The organism is Agromyces sp. NPDC058136 (genome assembly GCF_042884375.1).
Taxonomy (GTDB): Bacteria; Actinomycetota; Actinomycetes; order Actinomycetales; family Microbacteriaceae; genus Agromyces.
Window position 1 is genome coordinate 265,469 of the sequence record NZ_JBHVUA010000002.1, and the last position, 23,882, is coordinate 289,350.

The window sequence follows — 23,882 nt, forward strand, 5'->3', positions numbered from 1 at the left end:
ACGCGCCGTGTGCGAAAACGCACAGCGTCATGTGTCAGGCTGGCGGCATGCCGATGACGAGACGCGCGAAGCGACGCCTCTCCGCCGTGCTCGTCGGACTCGGCGGCATCGCGCTCGCCCTCGTGTTCGTGCGCGTCTCGCTCGACTGGTCGGACGCCCAGCCCTACGAGGGCGAGGCGACCGAGATCCGCTACATGGTGTTCGCGACGATCGCGGGCGTCACGATGATCGCGAGCGTCGTCGCCGCGATCGTGCTCTGGCGACGGGCGCGCTGAAGCGCACCCGCGCCGCCGCTCCCGTGCGTCAGCGCACCCACACCGTCGTCGCGCCCGGCAGGGTGCCGTCGCCGGGCAGCGGCCCGCTCGCGACGAGCACCTCGCCGCCCGGCAGGGGAACGGCGTCGTCGCCGAAGTTCGTCACCGATCGCCAGCCGCCCGGGCGGGCGAAGGCGAGCACGGCAGGGTCGGATGCCTCGAGCCAGTCGAGCGTCTCGGCGTCCTGCAGTTCGTGGCGCAGCCGCAGGGCGGCCCGGTAGAACTCGAGCGTCGAGCCCGGCGCCCCCGTCTCGGCCTCGGCCGCGTACTCCGCGAACCAGGCGGGCTGCGGCAGGTGCGGTGCCGCCCCGCCGTCGGGGCCGAACCCGAACGAGGTTCCGGCGGCCGTCCACGGCAGCGGCACGCGGCATCCATCTCGACCGATCTCGACGCCCGTGTTGCGGAAGAACGCCGGATCCTGCCGGTCGCGGTCGGCGATCTCGCCGACCTCGGGGAGGCCCAGCTCCTCACCCTGATAGAGGTAGGCCGAGCCGGGCAGTGCGAGCATCAGCAGCGTCGCGGCGCGCGCCCGGCGGAGGCCGAGGGCGTCGTCGACGTACTCGGGGTCGCCGCCCGCGAGCAGCCAGGCCTTGCCGTCGGCACCCACAGGCGTGCCGCCCGCGGCGCCCGACTCCTCGGTGAGCCCGTACCGGGTGGCGTGCCGCACGACGTCGTGGTTCGAGAACACCCACGTCGAGCTCGCGCCCGTCGCGGCGGCCTCGGCGAGGTTCTTCGCGATCACCTCGCGGAACGAGTCGGCGTCGAACCCGGCCTGCAGCAGGTCGAAGTTGAAGGCCTGCCCGAGCCCCTCGGGCGAGGCGTAGCGGGCGCGACGGTCAGCGTGCACCCACGCCTCGGCGACCGCGGTGCGCGGCGGGTCGTACTCGTCGAACACGCGCCGCCACTCGGCGTAGACGTCGTGCACGTCGTCGCGATCCCAGAGGGGGTGCGAGCCGTCGGAGAAGAGCTCGGCGCGGTGGATCGTGGTGAGGTCGTCGTGCGCGGCATCCAGGTCTTTCTTGAGGCCGTGGGCGACGTCGACGCGGAACCCGTCGACGCCGCGATCGCTCCAGAACCGCAGCGTGCGGAGGAAGTCGGCGTGCACCTCGGGGTGCTCCCAGTTGAGGTCGGGCTGCTCCTTCGCGAAGAGGTGGAAGTACCACTGGCCCGGTGTGCCGTCGGGCTCGGTCACGCGCTCCCACGCGCCGCCGCCGAAGATCGAGGTCCAGTCGTTCGGCGGCAGTTCGCCGTTCGCACCGCGCCCGTCGCGGAACAGGTAGCGTTCGCGCTCGGGCGACCCCTTGCCGGCCGCGACCGCGGCGCGGAACCACTCGTGCCGGTCGGAACTGTGGTTCGGCACGATGTCGACGATCACCTTGATGCCCGCGCCGTGCAGCGCCTCGACCATCTCGTCGAACTCGTCGAGCGTGCCGATCTTCGGGTCGACGTCGCGGTAGTCGTCGACGTCGTACCCGCCGTCCGCGAGCGCCGACGGGTAGAAGGGACTGAGCCACACCGCGTCGATGCCGAGCTCGGCGAGGTAGGGCACCCGCGAGGTCACGCCGACGAGGTCGCCGATGCCGTTGCCGTCGGCGTCGGCGAAGCTGCGCGGGTAGATCTGGTAGACGGCCGCCTGCCGCCACCAGTTCGGGTCGGATGCCACGTGCTCGGCGTCGTTCGTCATGCGGTCCTCTCGGCGGCCATGCTGCGGGATACGCAGACTGCGCGGGATACGCGGACTGCGCGGGATGCGCGGCGACGGCCGCCGCCGCGCATCCCGCCATTCTCGCGGAGCGGGCGCGCGCGGGCTATGCCTCGTTCGGGGCGAGTCGCACGGTGACGTCGTAGCGGTGCGGGCCGACGACCGTGGCCACGATGTCGTCGGCGTAGCGGCCGTACTTGCGCCGGTACTCGTCGTCGAGCGGCTCGTTCCCCCCGGGGTCGCCGGGCTCGAAGCTCACGTCGCGCTCGACGCCGCCCGCGCGGATGCGGCCGCGCCCGCTCGCGAGCGCCCGCCGGTACCAGCGCGCCTCGGGGCCGTACGCCGAGCGGGTGTACAGCTCGTCGCCGGTGCGGGCCACCCACATGATCGTGTACGGCCCCAGCGTGCCGTCGGGGCGGTACGAGGCGAGCTGCAGTTCTTCGGCCTCGCCGATGCGGTCCAGTTCGTCGGCGGTCCAGCTGCTCATCGTGGCTCCTTCGCTCGGGCGGTGGTCGTCCCATCCTGAAGGCGGACCGCCCCTCGCGCCACCCTGCTCGCGGACGGCGAACAGGCGTCGCGCTTCGGGCGCGCCCTGTCGGCGAGCGACGAACGCGCCTACCCTCGGAGGATGGTCCAGGTCCGCGTGCTCGGCATCGCCCTCGATGCGGCGAAGCAGCACCTGGTGCTGCTGAAGCCGCTGCACGACGACCTCACCCTGGGCATGCCGAGGGTGCTGCCCATCTGGATCGGCGCGCAGGAGGCGACGTCGATCCTCGTGGCCCTCGAGGGCGAGCGGCCGCCGCGGCCGCTCTCGCACGACCTCATCACGACCCTCTTCGCCGCCGTCGGCAGCCGGATCGAGCGGGTCGACATCACCCGCATCGACGGCGGCACCTTCTACGCCGAACTCTCGATCGCGACGGCCGACGGCCCGCAGGTGCTCGATGCGCGGCCCTCGGATGCCATTGCGCTCGCGTTGCGCGCGGAGGCCCCCATCTTCGTCGCCGACGAGGTGCTCGACGACGCCGGCATCCCCGCCGAGCTCGCCGAGGGCGAGGACGACCGCGGGGAGGAGCCCGACGAGGGCGACAACGAGGCGAAGCTCGCCGAGTTCAAACGCTTCCTCGACGAGGTCGACCCCGAGGACTTCCAGGGGTGAGGGCGCGACGCGATGGGGCAGGGTGCGGCACGAGGCATCCGCGACCGGGAGAATGGCCGTCATGGATGCCCCGCTTCCGCAGCTGACCGAGATGCCCGCCCCGCAGTTCGTGATGACCGCCGAAGGGCGGCGCATCGCGACGTACTCGTGGGGCGACGAGTCGTCACCGACCGTGCTCGCGGTGCACGGCTTCGCCTCGAGCTGCCGCGACAACTGGGTGAACACGGGGTGGGTACGCGACCTCCTGCGCGCCGGGTACCGCGTGCTCGGCGTCGACCAGCTCGGGCACGGTGCGAGCGACAAGCCGCACGAGGCATCCGAGTATGCGATGTCGGCGCTCGTGAACGACCTCGTGACCGTGCTCGACACCTACCTCCTCGACACCGTGCGCTACGCGGGGTACTCGCTCGGCGCGCGCGTCGGCTGGCAGCTCGCGGTGCAGGCGCCCGAGCACGTCGAGTGCGCGGTGCTCGGCGGCATCCCCGACGGGCGCCCGCTCGCGCGGCTCGACGTCGCGCAGGCCCGTGCGTACGCCCTGCACGGCACGCCGATCGACGACCAGGTGACGCGCAACTACGCGACCCTCGCCGAACGGGTGGCCGGCAACGACCTGCTTGCGCTGATCGCGCTCGCCGAGGGCATGCGACACGGCGACGCCGACCCCGACGTTTCGAGGCCGCCCCGCCAGCGCATCCTCTTCGCGACCGGCACGAAGGACGCGATCATCGAGGAGTCGCGACAGCTCGCTGCGGCGACGCCGAACGGCTCGTTCGTCGAGCTGCCCGGGCGGCACCACTTCAACGCGCCGGGGTCGCGGGTATTCCGCGAGGCGTCGATCGGATTCTTCGGCGCGGCCGGCTGAGCCCCGCAGCGACGTCGAGCGCGCGGGCGCCCGGGGCTGTTCACCTCGCTCCGAGTCCGCTACGGTGAGACCGTGCGCACGCCGGGAAAAGGCGGTCTGATCAGCGCGACGGTGGCACCGCCGCCTGGGATCGCCATGCACGGGAGCGTGCGTCGACCATGACCGGACGGCGGCGGCGCAGCGCGGCGATGATCGCCGTGGCGCTGCTCGCGGCCGTGCTCGTGCCGCTCGGCGCCGCCGCGCCGGCCTCGGCTGCGACCCTGTCGCCGTCGGGGCTCCAGACGGGGATGGTGATGAACGGCACCACCGCCCCGGCCTCGCCGCCCAACACCTTCAACTGGGGCGACTTCATCACGGGTGTCCAGCCCGACAGCAGCTTCACCTTCACCCCGACCGGGACGTACACGACCGCCCAGGGACTGCAGTCGAGCGGCGTCGTGCAGGGGGCGTTCGCCTGGGACAACAACGCGGCGACCGCGGCCTGCAACGTCGGCGCCGAGCCGACGGGCGCGCCGCCGAGCCAGAATCCGAACACGAACCCGTGGCTCCCGGGCTCGGCGAAGCCCAACGAGAAGGGCGACCTCTGCTCGACCGGCTACGGCGTCGAGATCGTCCTGGGTGCCGACGGCAGCCGCCACGGCATCCTCTACGGCTACTGGACGAGATACGCGGGCAACGGCGAGGTGAGCATCTTCCAGCATCTCGAGGGTCCCGCCGCCGGCCGCTGCGACGACGTCCTCATCGAGTTCGACTACGCCTCGTCGGGTACGACGGCACGGGTGCTCCGATGGACGCCGACCGCGGGCGACGGCTGCGCGAACGCGCTCGGCGCCGGCACGTGGCAACCGCAGCCCGGGACCGCCGACCTCGACTGGTCGACGGGGGTGCGGCAGGAGGGGCCGCCGCTCACGAACCAGCCGCTCGAGACCTTCGGGGAGTTCGCGATCGACCTGACTACCGCGGGCATCTTCGATCCGACGGAGTGCAGCACCTTCGAGGTGTCGGCGATGTTCACGCGCACCGGCAACTCGCAGCAGGCGAACATCCAGGACTTCGCGGAGCATTCGCCCGACCCGATGAACCTCTCGAACTGCGGCGCCCTCACGGTGACGAAGGAGACCGTGCCGGCCGGCATCGTCGCCGATGACGACTTCGGTTTCACGATCGCCCGCGACGGCGGTCCGGTCCTCCCGGGGCTGCCGCCGGTCGAAACGATCGTCGACACCATCGGGGCGGGCGAGACGAAGACCTACTCCGAGGTGCTCGCCGCATCGGACTACCGCCTGTCGGAGACGCAGATCCCGCCGCCGTGGTCGTTGCAGTCGGTCGTCTGCACCGCGATCCCGCTCACCGGCGGCCCCGCGCAGCAATTCGTGCTCGACGACCCCTCCGACACGTTCCTCGTCTCACCCGAGAACACGACCGAATGCGTGATCACCAACTCGGCGGCCGTGATCACCGTCGTGAAGCAGACCGAACCCGACGGCGCGACGGCCGGGTTCGAGTTCGAGGCCACCGGGCAGGAACCCTTCACGCTCGGCGACGACGGCAGCCGCTCGTTCGCAGTGCCGGTGGGCGAGCCGGTCACGATCACCGAGGGGCCCGCCGACGGATGGCTGCCACCGAGCCTCAACTGCGACGCCGAGGTGGAGACCGGCGAGCGCTCGGTCACCGTGACGCCGTCGGCCGGCCAGAACATCACGTGCACGTTCACGAACACCCAGCTCGGCACCGTGATCGTCTCGAAGGAGGTGCACGGGGTCGACGGGCGCACCTTCGACTTCACGAGCGACCTGCCGGGCGGCGAGAACTTCAGCATCGCCGCCCCGAACGGCGACGGAACCCTCTACGAGCAGGTCTTCACCGGGGTCGCACCGGGCGACTACACGATCGCCGAGGCGACCGACGCGCAGGACCCCGCGACCCGCCTGGCCGACCTCTCGTGCACCTACGGCGGCAGCGACCACACCGGCGACCTCGAACTGCGCAGCATCGACTTCTCGGTCCTGCCGGGCGAGACGGTGCGCTGCTTCTTCACCAACAGCCTTCCGGGCTCGATCGCGGTCGTGAAGCGGACCATCCCCGTCGAGTTCGACGAGCAGTTCGCCTTCCTGTTCGCGCCGCCCGACGACGATCCGACGGCCTTCGCACTCAACGGCAACTCGACCCCGCCGAACGTCGCGCTCGAATCCTTCGGGGCGCTCGAGCCCGGCAGCTACACGATCACCGAGCCGGTCGACGTCGAGGGGTGGTCGTTCGACGGCGTCGACTGCAACGGCGCCGAGTGGGCGCCGAGCGCCGACGGGCGCGGCGTCGTCGTCGAACTCCTCGACACCGAGGCGGCGGTCTGCTTCTTCACCAACCGCGCCGAGCCGGCGTCGTTGTCGGTCGAGAAGTCGGTGGTGGGCGTCGACCCGGGCTTCGCGTGGTCGTTCGATTTCGAGCTGGTCGCGCCCGACGGCACCGTCGCCGGACGCACCTCGACCGACACGGCACCGCTCGTCGAGTGGGGCGAGCTCGTGCCCGACAGCGCCTACACCGTCCGCGAGGCGGGAGCCGATCAACCGGGCTGGACGCGCGGCGAGCTCAGCTGCGAGGGCATCGCCGACCTCGATCCCGCCGCGCCGGGCGTGCAGTTCGTGCCGGCGCCGGGCCAGTCGATCTCCTGCTCCGTCGAGAACACCGCGGCGACGTCGTCGATCACGGTCGCGAAGATCGCCGGCGGCATCGCCTCCGACTTCGAGTGGTCGTTCGACCTGTCGATCGCCCCGGTGCCGGACGGCGAGACGACTCCCAAGACCGTGAGCGGCACCGGGCAGTCCGGCCAGAGCGCGACCTGGTCGGGACTGGTGGCGGGGCGGAGCTACTCGATCACCGAGAACGTCCCCGGCGGGTGGACCGGCACTGTCGATTGCGGCGGTCTCGTCGACGAGGCGCCCGAGGAGCCCGGGGTGCAGTTCACGGCGCCGGTGGGCCAGGAGCTCGCCTGCACCTTCATCAACCAGGCCACGGCGGGCACGGGCACGCTCACCAAGACCTCGCTGGGCGGCGACGGCGCCTTCGAGTTCGTCCTCACCGATCTCGACGAGGAGGTCGACCCCGTGACGGTGAGCGCCGTCACCGTGGGTGGCACCGCGAGCGTCACGCTGCCCGTGATCGTTCCGGGCGTCCGCTACTCGCTCGTCGAGGTCGACCGCTCCGATTGGATCGAGGGGGCGCTCAGCTGCACGATCACCCCGGGCGACGGGAGCGCGCCGTTCGTGATCGAGGACCTCAGCGATTTCTCTCTGAGCCCGGGTGACGTCGGCGACTGCACCGCGGTGAACACCGCCCTCGGGCGGATCGTCATCGCGAAGGCGGTCGACGGCACCGATGGAACCTTCGACTTCACGGGTGACTGGCTCGAACCGCCCGAGTTCACCGTGACGACGAGCGGCGGCACCGGGTCGGCGAGTTTCGACGGCATCGCGCCCGGGAGCTACACGGTCGAGGAATCCGACGAGGACGGCTACGACACCACGGGGTTGAGCTGCGTCGACGGCGATGCCGAAGGAACCGCGTCGACGGTCGACGATCTCGTCGGCTCGATCGAGCTCGACCCGGGCGAGACGGTGATCTGCACGTTCACCAACGTGGAATGGGGCCTGATCATCGTCGACAAGACGACGGTGCCGAGCGGGTCGACGCAGGAGTTCGCCTTCGAATGGGGTGCTCAGGGCGAACCGGTCGAGGCGTTCGTGCTGGCGGATGCCTCGCCGCCGTTCTCGACCCGGCCGCTCGCGCCGGGCGAGTACGTCGTCACCGAGCTCGACATGGATGGGTGGAAGCTCGCGGGGGTCACGTGCGCGGGGGCGACCGGCGGAGCGGTGATCGAGGGCGCCAGTGCCGTCATCGACCTCGGTCTCGGTGAGACGGTCGTTTGCACCTTCGCGAATGAGCAGACGACTCCGCCCGGCCCGACGCCGACGCCCACGCCGCCGGGGCCGGCGGGGCTGCCCGACTCCGGATTCGACGGCGCAATGCCGCTGTTCGTCGCGTTCGTCGTGCTGATGCTCGGCGCGGCGGCCGTCGCCTTCGCCCGAGGCCGAGCTCGGAGAGTGCGCCTCCGCGCCGACGACTGAAGCCGCGCCCGCTGGGCATTGCGCCGTTTCCCGCCCTTGATGTCGGTGCGACCGCGTACGATGTAGCCCGACCCTGCGAGGAGCGAGCGAGACCATGAGCGACGAGAATCCCACCACAGAACGGGAGTCGTCGACCCACACTCCGACGCAGTGCCCCGAGTGCTTCGTCGAGGTGCAGCACGACCACCACTGGTGGATGGCGCGCCCCGAGGGCTCGCGCCTCGTCGGCCTCGTGATCGCGCGCCCCGACATGCCGCCCATCCTCGAGCAACGGCAGGACCTGGCCGCGTTCGGCGTGCAGATCCTCGACTTCCGCTACCCGGCGCCCGAGAACCTCGGCGAGTCGTGGGAGCAGCGGCTCGCCCGCTTCTTCGGCACCCTGAACCACGGCGACGTGCTCGTCGTCGCGAACGTGCACGCGCTCGGCCGCGACCTCGACGAAGAGGTGCGCACCCTCGCCGAACTCCGCGGGCGCGGCATCGTCGTGAAGGTGCTGAGCCACGGCGCGCGGCACCTCACCGACACGGTCATCGAGCAGACGGCCGAGTAGGGCCGAGCCTCACCGCCAGGCGTCGCCCGGGCCGAGCAGCACCCGCCACAGCCATTCGGCGGCCGTCTCGACGGGCGGCCGAGGGTCGCGTTCGAGCCACGCCTGGATCACGCCGAGCGCGGAGCCCGCGATGCCGGCGCCGACGACGTCGAGCGGCATGCCCTCGAACACGCCGGCGCCGGACGCCGTGATGCCGTCGCGCACGATCGCCTCGATGCGGGCGCGGAGGCGCGCCATCACGATCGCCGAGCCGTGCGGCCCGAGCACGCGCCGGTAGACCTCGGCATTGGCGTCGAAGTGGTGGAGGTAGTCGAACAGCGCCTGCGGCGGGCCGGGGAGCGGCTCGGAGATGCGGGGGAGCGACGCGCCCGCCTGCTCGGCGGCGGCGTCGAGGGCGTCGGCGAGCAGGGTCTCCTTGTCGGCGTAGTGCTGGTAGAAGCTCGACCGGTTGACGCCCGCCTTCAGCGTGATGTCGGCGACGGTGAGCTCGTCGAGGGGGCGTTCGCGGGCGAGCGCGAACAGGGCCTCCTGCAGCGCGCGGCGGGTGCGTTCGACGCGGACATCCATACCGCGATTCTGTCAGCCGGATGCCTCGGTCCGGGCTCTGATCGACGCCTGTCGGATATCCGACAAATGTCGGTTATCCTTGCAGTGGCCCGACGAAGCGCCGCCACTCCCGCGACTCGAAAGGGCAGCATCCCCATGGCCGAACTCCTCTACCGACTCGGGCGCTTCGCCGCGCACCGGCCCTGGCGCGTCATCGTCTCGTGGGTGATCGCCCTCGCGCTCGCCGTCGGCGGGTTCCTCGCGTTCGGCGGCACGCTGACCTCGAGCATGAGCATCCCCGGCACCGAGACCGACCGGGTGACCGCCGAACTCCAGACCGAGCTCGACGACCTCGGCGGGGCGACGGGCACCGTCGTCTTCCGGACCGACGACGGCGAGGCGTTCACCGCCGAGCAGCAGGCCGAGATCGGTGAGCTGCTGGCCGACATCGCCGAGCTCGACGGCGTCGCCGACGTCGTCGACCCCTTCGCCGCCGACGCGCAGCGCGCCGACGCGCAGGCGCAGCTCGACGACGGCGCCGCCCGGATCGACGCAGCCGAGCAGCAGATCGCCGCCGGCGAGGCCCAGCTCGACGCCGCCCAGCAGCAGCTCGATGCGGGGCAGGCGCAGCTCGACGCGGCCATCGCGCAGGCGCAGGCCGCCGGCGCGTACGAGCTCGCCGCCGCGCAGTTCGCCGCGCAGCAGGCGCAGCTCGATGCCGGGCAGGCCGAGCTCGACGCGCAGCGCGCCGAGCTCGAAGCCGGCGCCGCCGAGCTCGCGGCCCAGCGCGTGCAGCTCGACGCCGGCGTGCGGCTCGCCGACGCGGCATCCGCCATTCGCACCGTCTCCGACGACGAGGCGACCGCCCTCGGCGCCGTCATGTTCACGGAAGACCTCTTCAGCCTGCCCGACGAGCAGAAGGCCGCGGTCGCCGCCGAACTCGACGGCGCCGGCATCGACGGCGTGACGATCGACTACTCGAGCGAGATCGCCGCCTCGATCGACGGGCTCATCGGGCCCGGCGAGATCATCGGCGTGGTGCTCGCGCTCCTCGTGCTCGTCGTCATGTTCCGGGCGCTCCTGCCCGCCGTGCTCCCGATCCTCTCCTCGCTCGTGGGCGTCGGGGTCGGCGTCGCCGGGTCGCTCGCCTTCTCGGGCGTCGTCGACATGTCGTCGGTCACGCCCGTGCTCGGCGTCATGCTCGGCCTCGCGGTCGGCATCGACTACGCGCTGTTCATCTTCAACCGGCACCGCCGGCAGCTGCTCGCCGGCCTCGAGCTGCACGAGTCGATCGCGCTCGCGAACGGCACCTCGGGCAACGCCGTCGTGTTCGCGGGCTCGACCGTGCTCGTCGCACTGCTCGCGCTCAACGTCACCGGCATCCCCTTCCTCGGCGTCATGGGCACGGTGGGCGCGGTCTGCGTGCTCATCGCCGTGCTCGTCGCGATCACCCTGAGCCCGGCGCTCCTCGGCCTCATCGGGCTCCGGGTGCTGAGCCGCCGCGCCCGCGCCCAGATCGGGCACGAGACGCACGCGCAGCCCGTGCTCGAACCGATGAAGACCTCGCGCGCCCTGCTGCGCGCCGGCATCGCGATCGTCGCGCTCCTCGTCGTCGCCATCCCGGCGCTGTCGATGCGCCTGGGCTTGCCCGACGGCTCCTCCGAGGCGGCCGACTCGACCCAGTACCGGGCGTACACCGCGGTCGCCGACGCGTTCGGCGCCGGGCAGAACGGCACCCTCCTCGTGACGGTCGCGCTGCCCGAGTCGATCGACGAGGACGAGGTCGTGCCCGCGCAGGCCGAGCTCGCCGAGCTGCTCCTCGAACAGCCGGGCGTCGTCGCGGTGGCGCCGGTCGCCGTCTCCGACGACCGCGACTTCCTCGCGTTCCAGGTCGTGCCCGAGGACGGGCCGTCGAGCGAGTCAACCGAGGCGCTCGTGCACGAGCTGCGGGCGCTCTCGCCGCTCGAGGCGGGCGACGCGGGGCTCGAGGGCTCCGACGAGCTCGCCCTCGGCGTCGCCGGGCAGGCGAGCGGCAACATCGACATCTCCGAGAAGCTCGCGAACGTGCTGCCGCTCTACCTCGGGCTCGTCGTGGGGCTCTCGATGCTCATCCTCATCCTCGTGTTCCGCTCGATCCTCGTGCCGCTCATCGCGACGGCGGGCTTCGTGCTGTCGCTGTTCGCCGCGTTCGGCGCGGTCGTCGCGATCTTCCAGTGGGGCTGGTTCGGTGCGGTCTTCGACGTGCACGACCCGGGGCCCGTGCTGAACTTCGCGCCGATCATCGTCATGGGCGTGCTGTTCGGCCTCGCGATGGACTACCAGCTGTTCCTCGTCTCGGGCATGCGCGAGGCGTACGTGCACGGGGTGCCCGCCCGCACGGCGGTCGTCGCGGGGCTCCGCAACGGGCGCGCGGTCGTCACGGCGGCGGCGATCATCATGGCGGCCGTGTTCGGCGGCTTCGTGTTCTCGCACCTCACGATGGTGCGCCCGCTCGGCTTCGGCCTCGCGGCGGGCGTGCTGCTCGACGCCTTCGTCGTGCGGATGCTGCTCATCCCCGCGGTCATGCACCTGCTCGGCGAGAAGGCGTGGTGGCTGCCGAAGTGGCTCGACCGCATCCTCCCCGACGTCGATGTCGAGGGCGCCGCCCTCGAGCGCACGCACCCCGTGCACGGCGCCGCCCAGCGCGACTGAGCCGCGGGCGCGGCCGCGGCCGGTTTCGGCGAGGGGCGGATGCCACGTGGCATCCGCCCCTCGCCGTCGACGCCGCCCGCGATCAGGCGAGCGCCCGCACCATGAGCTCGCGCAGCTCGGGGTCGAGGCTCGGCGCGGTCGCGAGCGTCACCTCGCGGGTGAGCGGCGCCCCGGCGACCTCGACGACGGCGAGGTCGTCGCGCCCGACGGGGACGGCGAGCTCGGGCACGAACGCGAGGCCGAGCCCGGCGGCGACGTACTCGACGACCACCCGGTAGTCGTCGCTGCGGGGACCGAGCAGCGGGTCGAACCCGGCGCGCAGCGCGGCCGAACGGAATGCGACGTCGACCGGGTCGTCGTCGAGGGTGCCGACCACCCAGCGCTCGCCGGCGAGGTCGGCGAGGTGCACCGGCTCGGCGCCGGCGGCGGAGGCGAGCCCGCCCGCCCCCGCGAGCGGATGGCCGGCCGGCACGACGAGCGCGAAGTGCTCGGTGAAGAGCGGGGTTCGCAGGACGCCGCTGCCCGTTCGGCGCACGCCGCGGGCGGCAGGGGCGCCCGGCGCGGTGTAGACGACGGCGGCGTCGAGTTCGAGGCGTTCGAGCGAGGAGACGAGGACGTCGAGTTCGGCCTCGACGATCTCGGGCACGAGCCCGGCGGCGTCGAACGCGGCGACCAGGCGGGGGAGGAGGCGCGCTGCCGCCGTCGGGAACACGCCGAAGCGCACCGTGCGGCGCGCCTGCTCGAGCGTCGCCGCGACCTCGACGAGCGCCCGGTCGGCACGGCCGACGATCGCGGCGGCGTGCGGCAGCCAGAGCCGGCCGGCGACCGTGAGCGAGGTGCCGGAGGCCCGGCTTTCGACGACGGGGGTGCCGGTTGCGCGTTCGAGCCCCGCGAGGTGGTGCGCGACGGTCGGCTGGCTCCAGTCGAGAGCGCGCGCGGCGGCGGCGACCGAGCCGTGCTCGTCGAGCGCGAGCAACGCGCGGAACTGCCGCAGATCGAGCATGTCTCGCCTCCGTTCGCCGCTCTATATCTGATATCGATCATTCCAGAACACTCGCTATTCCGTATGGATGTCGTTTGGGCGCAGGATTGAGGAATGCCCACCCCCTACGCCGACGCCGTCGCCCGCTACGCCGAGACCGACCGTGTCCGGGTCTACGTGCCCGGTCACGCCGCCGACCCCGCCGCCGCGCCCGCCCTCGCCGACTGGTTCGGCACCGAGTTGCTGCGCCGCGACGTTCCGCCGCTCCTCGCCGGCATCGACAAGGGCCCGGGCAACCCGCTCGACGAAGCGCTGCAACTCGCCGCCGAGGCGTGGGGCGCGCGCCGCACCTGGTTCGTGACGAACGGCGCCTCGCAGGCCAACCGCATCGCGGCGCTCGCGCTCGGAGCGTTCCGCAGCGCGGGCGACCCCGTCGTGGGGCAGCGCAGCGCGCACTCCTCCTTCATCGACGGGGTGATCCTCGCGGGGCTCTCGCCGAGCTTCGTCGCCCCCACGATCGACACGGTGCTCGGCATCAACCACGGTGTCACGCCCGAGGCGCTCGCCGCCGCGCTCGCCCGCGCCCCGCGCCCCAAGGGGGTCTACCTCATCTCGCCGAGCTACTTCGGCGCGGTCGCCGACATCGCGGGCCTCGCCGAGGTCGCGCATGCCGCGGGCGCCCCGCTCATCGTCGACGCCGCGTGGGGCGCGCACTTCGGGTTCCACCCCGAGCTGCCCGAGAACCCGCTGCGCCAGGGCGCCGACCTCGTCATCTCGAGCACGCACAAGCTCGGCGGCTCCCTCACCCAGTCGGCGATGCTGCACCTCGCCGACGGCCCCTTCGCCGACGAGCTCGAGCCGCTCGTCGACCGCGGCTTCACCCTCACCCAGTCGACGAGCGCCAGCTCGCTCCTGCTCGCCTCCCTCGATCTCGCCCGCGAGAGCCTGCAGACCGGCGAGGCACGCATCACCGCGTCGATCGCCGCGGCCGACCGACTCCGCGACGAGATCCGCCGCCGCGGCCGCTTCGGCATCGTGAGCGACGGCTTCGGCGCTTTCGCCGACATCGTCGACGCCGACCCGCTGCGCGTGTCGATCGACGTCGCCCGCGGCGGCCTTCACGGCCACACCGTGCGCGACCGGCTCGAACGCGAGGGCATCTCCTTCGAGATCGCCACCGACTCGGCCGTCGTCGCCGTGCTCGGCGCCGGCACCGTGCCCGACGTCGACCGCATCGTCGAGGCCCTCCACGCGCTCGCGCCCGAGCCGGGCGCGCGCGAGGCATCCGCGGCCGGTGCAGACGGCGCGGATGGTGCGGATGCCACGCGAGCGACGCCGCCCGTCGCGCTCCCCGAACCCGGGGCCCTCGCGATGCTGCCCCGCGACGCCTTCTTCGCTGAGGGCGAGGCGGTGCCGATCGCCGAGGCGATCGGGCGCGTCTCGACCGACGCCCTCGCCGCCTACCCGCCGGGCATCCCGAACGTGCTGCCGGGCGAGATCGTGACGGCCGAGGTCGTCGAGTTCCTGCAGCGCATCGCGGCCACGCCCGGCGGCTACGTGCGCGGGGCGATCGACCCCTCGCTCGTGACGCTCAGGGTCGTGCGGGGCGCCGTCTGACGGTCGGCCGGGGTCGGCCGGTGGTCAGCCGAGGCTGGCGCGATCGACGACACACCGTTCTGCCGACCGGGACCCCGGGGTGTCGTGTACCGGATCAGCCACGGCTGACGCGGCAAGGGGTCACACCTCGAAGTAGAGGTGCGTGTGCAGGCGGCACCGCTCGTTGAACGCGGCGCCGCAGTGCGGGCACACGGTCGTCGCGAGATACGCCTCGATCGTCAGCTCGGTGCGGCACACGCCGCACAGCACCGCCTCACGGCCGCGTTCGGCGAGCGGCCACTGCGTCGCCGGGTGATCGGCGGTCTCCTCATGGCAGGCGTGGCACGGGTAGTACTCGCCGCAGCAGGCGAAGCGGATCGCGATGACGTCGAGCTCGGTGCGGTAGTGCACGCACCGGGTCTCGTCGTCGACGGTAGGCCCGAGCACGCGGGGCGTGCCCGGGGCATCCGTCTCGCTCATGTCGTCGCGAAGGCGCGCCGGCTCAGGCCGCGCGCACCGCGGCGAGGCTCTCGCGAACGATGTCGAGACCGCGGCCGAGCTCCTCTTCGGAGATGGTGAGCGCCGGGAGGAACTTCAGCACCTCGTCGAACGCGCCCGAGGTCTCGATGACGAGGCCGCGCGTGAAGGCCTCCTTCGAGATGCGGCCCGCGAGGGTGCGGTCGCCGTCGGAGACGAGGCCGTACATGAGGCCGCGGCCGCGCACCGTGAGGCCGAGCTCGGGGTTCGCCGCCGCGATCTCTTCGAGGGCTTCGGCGAGGAACGCCGACTTGCGGGCGATCTCGTCGACGAAGGCGTCGTTCGCCCAGTAGTTCTCGAGGGCGACGCGCGCCGACACGAAGGCGAGGTTGTTGCCGCGGAAGGTGCCGGTGTGGGCACCCGGCTTCCACACGTCGACCTCGGGGCGCAGCAGCACGAGCGACATCGGCAGGCCCGAGCCCGAGATCGACTTCGAGATGGTGACGAGGTCGGGCACGATGCCCGCCGCCTCGAACGCGAAGAACGCGCCCGTGCGGCCGACGCCGGCCTGGATCTCGTCGAGGATGAGCAGGATGCCGCGTTCGGCCGTGATCGCCCGGAGACGCTGCAGCCACGGCACGCTCGCGACGTTGATGCCGCCCTCGCCCTGCACCGCCTCGACGATGACCGCCGCAGGCAGGTCGAGACCCGAACCCGGGTCGTCGAGCATCTTCTCGAACAGGTCGAGGGTGTCGACGCCGTCGCCGAGGTACCCGTCGTAGGGGAGGCGCACGATGTCGTCGAGCGAGACGCCCGCCGCCTCGCGGTAGTGGTGGTTGCCCGTCGCCGCGAGCGCGCCGAGGCTCAGCCCGTGGAACGCGTTCGTGAACGCGACGACCGTCGAACGGCCCGTCGCCTGGCGCGCGACCTTGAGTGCCGCCTCGACGGCGTTCGCACCGGTCGGGCCGGTGAACTGGAGCTTGTGGTCGAGGCCGCGCGGCTCGAGGACGAGGCGCTCGAACGCCTCGATGAAGGCGCGCTTGGCCGAGGTCGCCATGTCGAGGCCGTGGATGATGCCGCCGCGCTCGAGGTACTCGATGAGCGCACCCGTGAACGCCGGGTTGTTGTGCCCGTAGTTCAGGACGCCCGCGCCCGCGAAGAAGTCGAGGTACTCGCGGCCGTCGGCGTCGACGAGCGTCGAACCCGACGCCCGGTCGAAGACGGTCGGGAAGGAGCGCACGTAGCCGCGCACCTCGGACTCGCGGCGGTTGAAGACGTCAAGGTTCGCGGCGTCGCTCATGGCAGGCGGACTCCTCTGCAGATCAAGGGTTGCGGTGATCAGAGCCTACGGCCTCGAACGGTGAGTCGGCTGCGAGCGGATGCCACGGGGCGCGTGCTCGGCCGCCGGTCAGGCCCGTGTCGCACCGCCCTCGAACCAGCGCAGCACGCGGAGGGCGCGCAGGGTGTTCCACCGGCTGGGCTCGCCCTCGGGGGCGTCGACGGCGAAGAACACCTCGCCCTCGCGGGGTTCGCCCGCGAGCCAGCGGCCGTCGGCGGTGCGCTGCGCCGTGAGCAGGTCGATCGCGGGTGCGATGCGCGGGTCGGGGGCGGTGCCGGCGGCACGGAAGTGGTCGAGGGCGCGCAGCACGTCGTAGAACCAGTACGGCGGGAAGGCGAAGTTCGCGTAGCCGGGCTGCACGAGCTCACCCGTCGAGCGGCGGCGGAAGAGGTTGCGTTCGAGCAGGTACTCCTCGCCTCGGGCCCGGGCTGCGGCGACCGCCGGCGCGAGCTCGGGGGAGAACCCCGGGGCGCCCGCCGCCTGCTCGTAGGCGAGCAGCCCTTCGAGGACGCACAGCGTCGAGTCGAAGGAGGAGCGCTCGGACTCCTCGCGCGGCTCGCAGTTCCACCCGCCGTCGGGCAGCTGGTCGTCGAGCAGGACGCCGATGATGCGGTCGCTCCCGGGGCCGAGCTCGCCGAACCCCGCGGCGGCGGCCAGCACCCCGCCGTTCACGCACTCCTCGACCTCGCCGTGGAAGAACGGCCGACCGCCCCACTCGTGCCACACGACGCCGTCGCGCACCCGCTCGATCGCGCGATGCGCCGCGGGCGAAGCCGGGTCGAGCCCGAAGCGCAACAGGGTCTGCATCGACCACATGACGCTGCGCCGGTCGCCGTGCTTGCCGTAGATCGCGTCGTGCCAGTACCCGCGCTCGTCTTGCAGCGCGAGGAGCTGCGCCCCCCAGCCCTCGTCGGCGACCCGCGCACGCTCGACGGCTGCCGCGGCCGGGTCGCCCCGCAGGTCGCGATGCACCTGCCACGCGATCGCCGGATCGGCGTCGAGCAGCCACTCCGTGACATCCATGTCGACATGATGACGCGGGCCGCCGACATTGGTGAGTCGGCTGCGAGCGGATGCCACGGGGCGGGCCGGGCGCCGCCGGCTCCGTCTCAGTTCCGCGACGTCGAGTCGCGGACCACGAGGAGGCTCTCGGGGTCCATGAGCGACCAGTCGACGGGCTCGCCCTCGAGCACGCGGATCAGCGACTCGACGGCGAGCCGTGCGGTCTCGACCGGGCGCATGTCGAGCGCCGTGATCGTGGGCGTCGAGGTGCGGGTGACGACCGCGTCGGAGCCGGCTGCGACGAGGACGTCGTCGGGGACGCGGAGGCCGAGCTCGCCGGCTCCGGCGACGAGTCCGGCCGCGTGCCGGCCCGTCAGGCAGTACACGCCGTCGGGTCGGGTCGGGCCGGCGAGGAGCTCGTGCGCGATCGCCCGGCCGCCGTCGACCCCGCTCGTCTCGTCGAGGGAGCGGATCATCGGTTCGAGTCCGTGCCGGGCGGTCCAGCGCTCGTAACCGCGTCGCGCGAGCGTGTTCCAGGAGTTCTCGTCGGTGCCCGTCACGAGCGCGATCCGGCGCGCCCCGGCCTCGCGCAGGTGGTCGAGCACGAGGAAGGTGTCGCGTTCGGTCTGCTGCGCGATCGCGGGGAAGTCGTCGGGTCGCGCAGGGTCGACGCCGATCGCCACGAACGGGATGCGCTTGCGGTCGAGGAGCGTCAGGGCGGGGTCGTTGCGGATCGGGGCCTCGACGAGGCATCCGTCGGCCGCGAGCGACGAGGGGGGTGCGCCGGGCTTCGCGGGGTCGGTGATGAGCATGAGCGAGTAGCCGTGGTCCATCGCGGCGAGGGCGGCGGAGCCGGCGAAGCGGAGGAAGTAGTCGACGCCCTCGGGCAGCGCGGTGTCGAGCGACTCGAGCGGCCGGATGAGCAGCGAGATGACGCCGAGCTTCGACTGGCGGAGACCCCGGGCCACGGCGTTCGGCTCGTAGCCGAGCTCGTCGGCGACGCGTTTGACCCGCTCGATGGTCTCGGCGCCGATCGTGCCCTTGCCGTTCAGCGCGTTCGAGACCGTGGTGCGCGACACCCCGGCGCGTTCGGCCACGTCGTTGATGGTCGGTCTGGCGGCTTCGAGGGACACCCGCACAGCGTAGCAAGCCGATCGCTCGAGGAACAGGGTGAAGAATCGATTCAGGGAATCGATTTACAAGAATCGATTTTCCTAGTACCGTCGCCGTAGCTCATCGCACCACGCAGCGAGGGATTCAACGAAGAAGCTCAGGAGGACACAGTGAAAACCGGATTGACGAGAGCATCGATCGCGCTCCTCGCGGTCGCGAGCCTGGGGCTCGCCGGCTGCACGGCGGACCGGGGCGGCGACGCGGGGCCGGCGCTCGACGACGCCGAGCTCCTGCAGGTCACGCCCGAGGCGACCGGCGAGATCGACACGGTCACGTGGAACTCGACCTACGGCGAGCTCGCCACGCTCGACCCCGTGAAGGCGTTCAACTACCCCGAGAACACGATCATCTCGAACCTCTGCGAGTCGCTGTTCCAGATGCAGCCCGATTTCTCGGTCGAGCCGAACCTCGCCTCCGGCTATGAGGTGTCCGACGACGCCAAGACCTACGTCTTCCAGATCCGCGACGACGTCACCTTCTGGGACGGCACCCCGATGACGGTCGACGACGTGGTCTACAGCCTCAACCGCCACCTCGACCCCGCCGAGGGCAGCTACCTCGCGTCGAGCTTCGCCGACGTCACCGGCATCGAGAAGACCGGGGAGTGGGAGGTGACGCTCACGCTGTCGGAGCCGAACACCATCCTCGACGAGGAGCTCGCCACGAACCTCGGCGCCGTCGTGCAGCAGAAGCAGCGCGAGGCCGCCGGCGAGAACTACGGCAACCCCGAGGCCGGCGTCATGTGCACCGGGCCGTTCCAGGTGGGCGAGTGGAAGCAGGGGCAGTCGATCTCGCTCGACCGCTACGACGGCTACTGGAACGCCGAGAAGCGCGCCAAGGCGAAGGAGGTCGTGATCGGCTTCGTCGTCGACCCGACCGCGATCGCGACGGGCCTCTCCACCGGTGAGATCCAGGGCTCCTACGACGTGCCGCTGCCGGCGCTCGGGCAGCTGAGCTCGAGTGCGACGGGCTCGCTCTCGTACGGCCAGGGCATGCAGATCATGGCCATCATCTCGACCGGCAACGGCACCTTCGGCGACCCCGCCGTGCGCCGTGCGCTCACCCGGGCGACCGACCGCCAGGCGATCGCCGACACCGTCTACGAGGGCACCGGTTCGCCGTCGCGCTCGATCGTCCCGCAGGGGCCGTGGAACCGCTACCCCGACGTCGCCGAGCTGCGCGACACCGAGCTGCCCGACCTCAGCCACGACCTCGAGGCGGCGAAGGAGGAGCTGAAGGCCGCGACCGTCGACCTCTCGCAGCCGATCAAGATCGCCTACCCGAGCGAGCGGGCGTTCTACGCCGACATCCTCAACGAGATGGCGAACGGCGCGAAGGAGCTCGGGCTCACCCTCGAGCCGACCGGCGTGCCGAGCGCGCAGTTCGGGGCGTTCTTCTCCGACCCCGAGGCGCGCAAGGGCTACGACGGCTTCGTCACCACGAACTACCTGTCGAGCCCGTCGCCGCTCGCGCACCTCGACAACGTCGCCTACTCGGGCAGCCAGCAGAACTACTCGGGCTTCTCCGACCCCGCGATCGACGCGGCCATCGACGCCGCCTACGCCGAGAGCGACCCCGAGAAGCGGGCCGAGCTCACGGTCGAGGCCGAGGCGCTCGTCATGCAGCAGCAGCCGTGGGTGCCGATCAACGACCTCGCGGTGCGGCTCTACCTCGACGAGTCGGTGACCGGGGTTCCGGCCTCGTTCATCTACCTCTACTACCCCTGGGCCGCCGACCTCGGTTCGGCCGAGTAACGGGTTCGCACGGGAGGGGATCGTCCATGATCTACGTACTGAAACGGATCGCCGCGCTGGCGCTGGTGCTGCTCGTCTCGAGCTTCATCGTCTTCAGCGGCATGTACCTCGCTCCGGGAAGCCCCGAGCAGTTCCTCGTGCAGGGCCGCACGGTCACGCCCGAGGTGCTCGAGGCGATCCGCGCGCAGTACGGGCTGGACGATCCCTTCCTCGTCCGCTACTGGAACTGGCTCGTCGACGTGCTCCACGGCGACTTCGGCCGGTCGCTGATCACGCAGCAGGATGTCTCGACCCTCGTCGAGTCGCGCCTGCCGACCACCCTCTTCCTCGCCGCCTACGCGGCGATCCTCATCGTCCTCTTCGGCGTCGGGCTCGGCGTGCTCGCGGCGACGCGTTCGGGCGTCTTCGAGAAGGTCGTGGTGTTCGGCTCGAACCTCGGCTTCGCGGTGCCGACCTTCTTCGCAGCCCTCCTGCTGATGGCGCTGTTCGGCGCCAACCTCGGGTGGTTCCCCGTCTCGGGCTCGGGCGAGGGGTTCACCGACCGGGTCTGGCATCTGACCCTGCCGGCGATCGCCCTCGCCTTCCCGGCCATCGCGGTCGTCGCCCGCATCACGCGCACGGCGGTGCGGGAGGAGCAGGGTTCGGAGCACGTCGTCATGGCGATCGCCCGCGGGGTCCCGAAGCGGATCGTGCTCGCCCGTCACACGATCCGCAACTCCATGCTGCCCGTCACCACCGTGCTCGGCACGAACATCGCGGGCCTGCTCGCGAGCGCCTTCGTGATCGAGTACGCGTTCACGCTCGACGGCATCGGCTCGCTGCTCGTGAACTCCGTGCAGAAGAAGGACTTCGCCGTCGTGCAGGCCATCGCGCTCATCATGGTGCTCGCGTTCGGCCTGATCAACCTCATCGTCGACCTGCTCTACGCCGTGATCGATCCGCGGGTGCGCCTGGCCAGGGAGGTGTCGGCATGAGTCGGCAGACCAGCATCGAACCGCCGACGAACACCGTCGGTCAGGACACCGTCTCGGTGCAGGCGGTGCGCCGCCGGCGCCTCGACGGACCGGTGTCGGGCTGGAGCCTGCTGCGCCGCCGGCTCGGCACCCTCGGACTCGTCTGCGCCGGGGTGCTCGCGGTCGTCCTGCTGACGGCGATCTTCGCGCCGCTGATCGCACCCTACGACCCGTACCAGGGCTCGGTCGTCGACCGGCACCTGGCGCCGAGTCCCGAGCACTGGCTCGGCACCGACCAGTCGGGCCGTGACATCCTCTCGCGCATCATCTGGGGTGCGCGGACGAGCCTCATCGGGCCGATGATCGTCGTCGTGGTGGCCGCGACCGCCGCCGTGACGCTCGCGCTCACCGCGGTGTGGTTCGGCGGCCGGGTCGACGCGTTCATCGGGCGCGTCCTCGACATCCTCTTCGCCTTCCCGAACATGCTGCTCGCGATCCTCGCGGTCGCGATCTTCGGCCCCTCGCTCCTCACCGCCTCGATCGCGCTCGCGATCGGCTTCACGCCGTACTCGGCGCGGGTGATCCGCTCGGTGGCGCTGCGCGAGCGCAACCTCCCGTACGTGTCCTCGGCGCAGCTGCAGGGCATCTCGGGGTTCCTGATCACCGTGCGCCACATCCTGCCGAACGTGCGGACGCAGATCTTCACGGGCATGACCATCAACTTCGGCTACGCGATGATCGACCTCGCCGCCCTCTCCTTCCTCGGACTCGGGGTGCAGCCGCCCACGCCCGACTGGGGCCTCATGGTCTCCAACGGCCAGGCGTCGCTCCTGCAGGGGTACTGGGAGCAGAGCGTCTTCGCGGGGCTCGCGATCGTGATCACCGTGGCCGCACTCGGCTACGTCGGCGAGCAGCTCGGCGGTCGCCGCGCTGCGGGAAGGACACGCTGATGCTGGACGTCCGCGGGCTGACGCTCTCCGTCACCGACCCCGACACGGGGCACGAGACCGAGATCCTGCGCGGCAACTCGTTCTCGCTCGGCCAGGGCGAGGCCCTCGGCCTCGTCGGCGAGTCGGGCTCGGGCAAGTCGATGACCCTGAAATGCCTGCTCGGCATCGAGCCCTCGGGGGCGAGGGTCGGCGGCTCGATCGACTTCGCCGGCACCGACCTCCTCCGGGCGGGCGGTGAGAAGCTGCGGCGGATCCGTGCGAACGAGCTCGCCCTCATCGCGCAGAACCCGCACGGCGCCCTCAATCCCGTGCTCCACGTCGAGCGGTTCCTCATCGAGGGCATGGCCGACGCGCGCGGCCTCCCGAAGGCGGAGGCGAAGGCGCGGGCCGCCGGGCTCCTGCAGCAGGTCGGCATCACCGACACCGATCGGGTGCTGCGCTCGTACCCCCACCAGCTCTCGGGGGGCATGCTGCAGCGCGTCGTGATCGCCGGAGCGATCTCGGGCGAGCCGCGGCTGCTGCTCGCCGACGAGCCCACCACGGCGCTCGACGTGACGACGCAGGCCGAGGTCGTCGCGATCCTCGACGAGAAGCGGCGCGAGCACGGCCTCTCGATGATCTTCGTCACGCACGACCTCGACCTCGCAGCCGCGGTCTGCGACCGCCTCGCGGTGATGAAGGACGGCGCGATCCTCGAGATCGGCACCCCCGAGGAGATCCGCGACCGACCGAAGACCGAGTACACCCGCGCCCTCATGGCGGCGCGGCCGCTGCTCCACCCGGAGCCGCGCGAACCGGTGATGAACGATGGAACGGGGGCGCGCGCATGAGCGCGGACGTCATCCTGGAGGCCGAGGGCCTCCGCCGCACCTTCCACCTCGGTCGCCGATCGAGCGTCACGGCTCTCGACGACGTCACCTGCGTGCTGCGCCGCGGCACCTGCCTCGCCGTCGTCGGCGAGTCGGGCTCGGGCAAGTCGACGCTCGCCCGCGTGATCGTCGGCCTCGAGACGGCCGATGCCGGCCGGGTCGTGATCGACGGCGCCGAGGTGAGGCCGACCACCTCGAGGTCGCGCCTGCGCGCCCGGGCCAAGCTCGTGCAGATGGTGTTCCAGGACCCGCAGGGCTCGCTCAACCGCTCGCTGCCCGTGGCCGCCACCATCGACGAGATGCTGCGCGTGCACCGGCCCGACCTCGACCGCGCCGGGCGTCGGGCCCGGGTGCTCGAGCTGTTCGCCGAGGTCGGCCTCACCGAGCGCCACGCCGACGCCAAGCCTGCGGCGCTCTCGGGCGGGCAGAAGCAGCGCGTCGCGATCGCGCGTGCCCTCGCCGCCGAGCCCGAGATCATCGTGCTCGACGAAGCGGTCTCGGCCCTCGACGTCTCGGTGCAGGCCCAGGTGCTCGACCTGCTCGACCGCCTGCGCGCCGAGAAGGGGCTCAGCTACCTGTTCATCACGCACGACCTCTCGGTGGTGCGCGCCGTCGCCGACGACGTCATCGTCATGCGCCGCGGGCGTATCGTCGAGCGGGGAACGGTCGACGAGATCCTCGACCGCCCCTCGCATCCGTACACGAAGCTGCTGCTCGAATGCGCGCCCCAGCCCGGCTGGGTACCGCGCCGCGGGGTCATCGACGAGCTCGCCCGGCAGATCTGAATCCCGGCGACGGCCGCTCCGCCGCACCGGCGGCACCGTCCGCATCGCCGACCGAAG

General features: G+C 71.9%; 20 protein-coding genes. 12 read left to right on the top strand and 8 right to left on the bottom strand.

Going from position 1 to position 23,882, the window contains the following annotated elements; translation table 11 throughout:
* The first annotated feature begins 47 nt into the window (after positions 1 to 47).
* Complete coding sequence (locus ACFVTX_RS07535) at positions 48 to 275, top strand: hypothetical protein (protein WP_386898971.1); 228 nt, start codon at positions 48 to 50, stop codon at positions 273 to 275.
* A gap of 28 nt (positions 276 to 303) precedes the next feature.
* Here ACFVTX_RS07535 and ACFVTX_RS07540 read toward each other — a convergent pair whose 3' ends face one another.
* A complete protein-coding gene (locus tag ACFVTX_RS07540; protein ID WP_386898972.1) occupies positions 304 to 1,998 on the bottom strand; it encodes a glycoside hydrolase family 13 protein in 1,695 nt (564 codons plus the stop codon).
* Between the two features lie 124 nt (positions 1,999 to 2,122).
* Positions 2,123 to 2,503, bottom strand: coding sequence for a DUF2255 family protein (locus tag ACFVTX_RS07545; RefSeq protein WP_386898973.1), 381 nt, complete (start codon positions 2,501 to 2,503; stop codon positions 2,123 to 2,125).
* 141 nt (positions 2,504 to 2,644) lie between these two features.
* Between ACFVTX_RS07545 and ACFVTX_RS07550 the strand changes: the two genes are divergently transcribed.
* The 4 genes from ACFVTX_RS07550 (at position 2,645) to ACFVTX_RS07565 (ending at position 8,708) form a co-directional block, all read left to right on the top strand.
* Positions 2,645 to 3,175, top strand: coding sequence for a bifunctional nuclease family protein (locus ACFVTX_RS07550; protein WP_386898974.1), 531 nt, complete (start codon positions 2,645 to 2,647; stop codon positions 3,173 to 3,175).
* Between the two features lie 61 nt (positions 3,176 to 3,236).
* Positions 3,237 to 4,037 (top strand): alpha/beta fold hydrolase, encoded by an 801-nt coding sequence (locus ACFVTX_RS07555; protein WP_386898975.1) that lies wholly within the window; start codon positions 3,237 to 3,239, stop codon positions 4,035 to 4,037.
* A 158-nt stretch (positions 4,038 to 4,195) separates the two neighbouring features.
* Entirely contained in the window at positions 4,196 to 8,158 is a 3,963-nt protein-coding gene (locus ACFVTX_RS07560) for a collagen binding domain-containing protein (protein ID WP_386898976.1), read from the top strand.
* Between the two features lie 94 nt (positions 8,159 to 8,252).
* Positions 8,253 to 8,708: a recombinase family protein gene (locus tag ACFVTX_RS07565; RefSeq protein WP_386898977.1), complete on the top strand. Its 456-nt coding sequence runs from the start codon at positions 8,253 to 8,255 to the stop codon at positions 8,706 to 8,708.
* 9 nt (positions 8,709 to 8,717) lie between these two features.
* Here ACFVTX_RS07565 and ACFVTX_RS07570 read toward each other — a convergent pair whose 3' ends face one another.
* On the bottom strand, positions 8,718 to 9,275 hold the full coding sequence (locus tag ACFVTX_RS07570; protein WP_386898978.1) for a TetR/AcrR family transcriptional regulator: 558 nt from the start codon (positions 9,273 to 9,275) through the stop codon (positions 8,718 to 8,720).
* A gap of 135 nt (positions 9,276 to 9,410) precedes the next feature.
* Between ACFVTX_RS07570 and ACFVTX_RS07575 the strand changes: the two genes are divergently transcribed.
* Positions 9,411 to 11,945, top strand: a complete 2,535-nt coding sequence (locus ACFVTX_RS07575) for an MMPL family transporter (RefSeq protein ID WP_386898979.1) — start codon at positions 9,411 to 9,413, stop codon at positions 11,943 to 11,945.
* 82 nt (positions 11,946 to 12,027) lie between these two features.
* Here the strand turns inward: ACFVTX_RS07575 and ACFVTX_RS07580 are convergent, their stop codons facing one another.
* Positions 12,028 to 12,948 carry a LysR family transcriptional regulator gene (locus ACFVTX_RS07580; protein WP_386898980.1) on the bottom strand — a complete coding sequence of 307 codons (921 nt, stop codon included), beginning with the start codon at positions 12,946 to 12,948 and terminating at the stop codon, positions 12,028 to 12,030.
* 93 nt (positions 12,949 to 13,041) lie between these two features.
* Between ACFVTX_RS07580 and ACFVTX_RS07585 the strand changes: the two genes are divergently transcribed.
* Positions 13,042 to 14,544 (top strand): aminotransferase class I/II-fold pyridoxal phosphate-dependent enzyme, encoded by a 1,503-nt coding sequence (locus tag ACFVTX_RS07585; RefSeq protein ID WP_386898981.1) that lies wholly within the window; start codon positions 13,042 to 13,044, stop codon positions 14,542 to 14,544.
* A gap of 120 nt (positions 14,545 to 14,664) precedes the next feature.
* Here the strand turns inward: ACFVTX_RS07585 and ACFVTX_RS07590 are convergent, their stop codons facing one another.
* The 4 genes from ACFVTX_RS07590 to ACFVTX_RS07605 form a co-directional block, all read right to left on the bottom strand.
* Positions 14,665 to 15,003 (bottom strand): CHY zinc finger protein, encoded by a 339-nt coding sequence (locus ACFVTX_RS07590; protein ID WP_386898982.1) that lies wholly within the window; start codon positions 15,001 to 15,003, stop codon positions 14,665 to 14,667.
* Between the two features lie 22 nt (positions 15,004 to 15,025).
* Positions 15,026 to 16,300, bottom strand: a complete 1,275-nt coding sequence (gene ectB, locus ACFVTX_RS07595) for a diaminobutyrate--2-oxoglutarate transaminase (RefSeq protein ID WP_386898983.1) — start codon at positions 16,298 to 16,300, stop codon at positions 15,026 to 15,028.
* Between the two features lie 108 nt (positions 16,301 to 16,408).
* Complete coding sequence (locus ACFVTX_RS07600; RefSeq protein ID WP_386898984.1) at positions 16,409 to 17,362, bottom strand: hypothetical protein; 954 nt, start codon at positions 17,360 to 17,362, stop codon at positions 16,409 to 16,411.
* 86 nt (positions 17,363 to 17,448) lie between these two features.
* Positions 17,449 to 18,474: a LacI family DNA-binding transcriptional regulator gene (locus tag ACFVTX_RS07605; RefSeq protein WP_386898985.1), complete on the bottom strand. Its 1,026-nt coding sequence runs from the start codon at positions 18,472 to 18,474 to the stop codon at positions 17,449 to 17,451.
* Positions 18,475 to 18,624: 150 nt separating this feature from the next.
* On the opposite strand from ACFVTX_RS07605, the gene ACFVTX_RS07610 reads away from it, so the two are divergent.
* The 5 genes from ACFVTX_RS07610 to ACFVTX_RS07630 are packed head-to-tail and all read left to right on the top strand — an operon-like array spanning position 18,625 to position 23,825.
* Complete coding sequence (locus ACFVTX_RS07610; RefSeq protein ID WP_386898986.1) at positions 18,625 to 20,268, top strand: ABC transporter substrate-binding protein; 1,644 nt, start codon at positions 18,625 to 18,627, stop codon at positions 20,266 to 20,268.
* Between the two features lie 26 nt (positions 20,269 to 20,294).
* A complete protein-coding gene (locus ACFVTX_RS07615; protein ID WP_386898987.1) occupies positions 20,295 to 21,242 on the top strand; it encodes an ABC transporter permease in 948 nt (315 codons plus the stop codon).
* On the top strand, positions 21,239 to 22,171 hold the full coding sequence (locus tag ACFVTX_RS07620) for an ABC transporter permease (protein ID WP_386898988.1): 933 nt from the start codon (positions 21,239 to 21,241) through the stop codon (positions 22,169 to 22,171). Before ACFVTX_RS07615 ends, ACFVTX_RS07620 begins: the two co-directional genes overlap by 4 nt.
* A complete protein-coding gene (locus tag ACFVTX_RS07625; protein WP_386898989.1) occupies positions 22,171 to 23,001 on the top strand; it encodes an ABC transporter ATP-binding protein in 831 nt (276 codons plus the stop codon). Before ACFVTX_RS07620 ends, ACFVTX_RS07625 begins: the two co-directional genes overlap by 1 nt.
* Positions 22,998 to 23,825 (top strand): ABC transporter ATP-binding protein, encoded by an 828-nt coding sequence (locus ACFVTX_RS07630; protein ID WP_386898990.1) that lies wholly within the window; start codon positions 22,998 to 23,000, stop codon positions 23,823 to 23,825. Before ACFVTX_RS07625 ends, ACFVTX_RS07630 begins: the two co-directional genes overlap by 4 nt.
* Positions 23,826 to 23,882 lie beyond the last annotated feature (57 nt).

Coding starts and splice junctions, on each gene's coding strand:
- ACFVTX_RS07600 (WP_386898984.1), bottom strand. CDS start 17,362: ATGGATGTCACGGAGTGGCTGCTCGACGCCGATCCGGCGATCGCGTGG.
- ACFVTX_RS07570 (WP_386898978.1), bottom strand. CDS start 9,275: ATGGATGTCCGCGTCGAACGCACCCGCCGCGCGCTGCAGGAGGCCCTG.
- ACFVTX_RS07575 (WP_386898979.1), top strand. CDS start 9,411: ATGGCCGAACTCCTCTACCGACTCGGGCGCTTCGCCGCGCACCGGCCC.
- ectB (WP_386898983.1), bottom strand. CDS start 16,300: ATGAGCGACGCCGCGAACCTTGACGTCTTCAACCGCCGCGAGTCCGAG.
- ACFVTX_RS07565 (WP_386898977.1), top strand. CDS start 8,253: ATGAGCGACGAGAATCCCACCACAGAACGGGAGTCGTCGACCCACACT.
- ACFVTX_RS07615 (WP_386898987.1), top strand. CDS start 20,295: ATGATCTACGTACTGAAACGGATCGCCGCGCTGGCGCTGGTGCTGCTC.
- ACFVTX_RS07580 (WP_386898980.1), bottom strand. CDS start 12,948: ATGCTCGATCTGCGGCAGTTCCGCGCGTTGCTCGCGCTCGACGAGCAC.
- ACFVTX_RS07590 (WP_386898982.1), bottom strand. CDS start 15,003: ATGAGCGAGACGGATGCCCCGGGCACGCCCCGCGTGCTCGGGCCTACC.
- ACFVTX_RS07560 (WP_386898976.1), top strand. CDS start 4,196: ATGACCGGACGGCGGCGGCGCAGCGCGGCGATGATCGCCGTGGCGCTG.
- ACFVTX_RS07585 (WP_386898981.1), top strand. CDS start 13,042: ATGCCCACCCCCTACGCCGACGCCGTCGCCCGCTACGCCGAGACCGAC.
- ACFVTX_RS07625 (WP_386898989.1), top strand. CDS start 22,171: ATGCTGGACGTCCGCGGGCTGACGCTCTCCGTCACCGACCCCGACACG.
- ACFVTX_RS07545 (WP_386898973.1), bottom strand. CDS start 2,503: ATGAGCAGCTGGACCGCCGACGAACTGGACCGCATCGGCGAGGCCGAA.
- ACFVTX_RS07555 (WP_386898975.1), top strand. CDS start 3,237: ATGGATGCCCCGCTTCCGCAGCTGACCGAGATGCCCGCCCCGCAGTTC.
- ACFVTX_RS07620 (WP_386898988.1), top strand. CDS start 21,239: ATGAGTCGGCAGACCAGCATCGAACCGCCGACGAACACCGTCGGTCAG.
- ACFVTX_RS07535 (WP_386898971.1), top strand. CDS start 48: ATGCCGATGACGAGACGCGCGAAGCGACGCCTCTCCGCCGTGCTCGTC.
- ACFVTX_RS07540 (WP_386898972.1), bottom strand. CDS start 1,998: ATGACGAACGACGCCGAGCACGTGGCATCCGACCCGAACTGGTGGCGG.
- ACFVTX_RS07550 (WP_386898974.1), top strand. CDS start 2,645: ATGGTCCAGGTCCGCGTGCTCGGCATCGCCCTCGATGCGGCGAAGCAG.
- ACFVTX_RS07630 (WP_386898990.1), top strand. CDS start 22,998: ATGAGCGCGGACGTCATCCTGGAGGCCGAGGGCCTCCGCCGCACCTTC.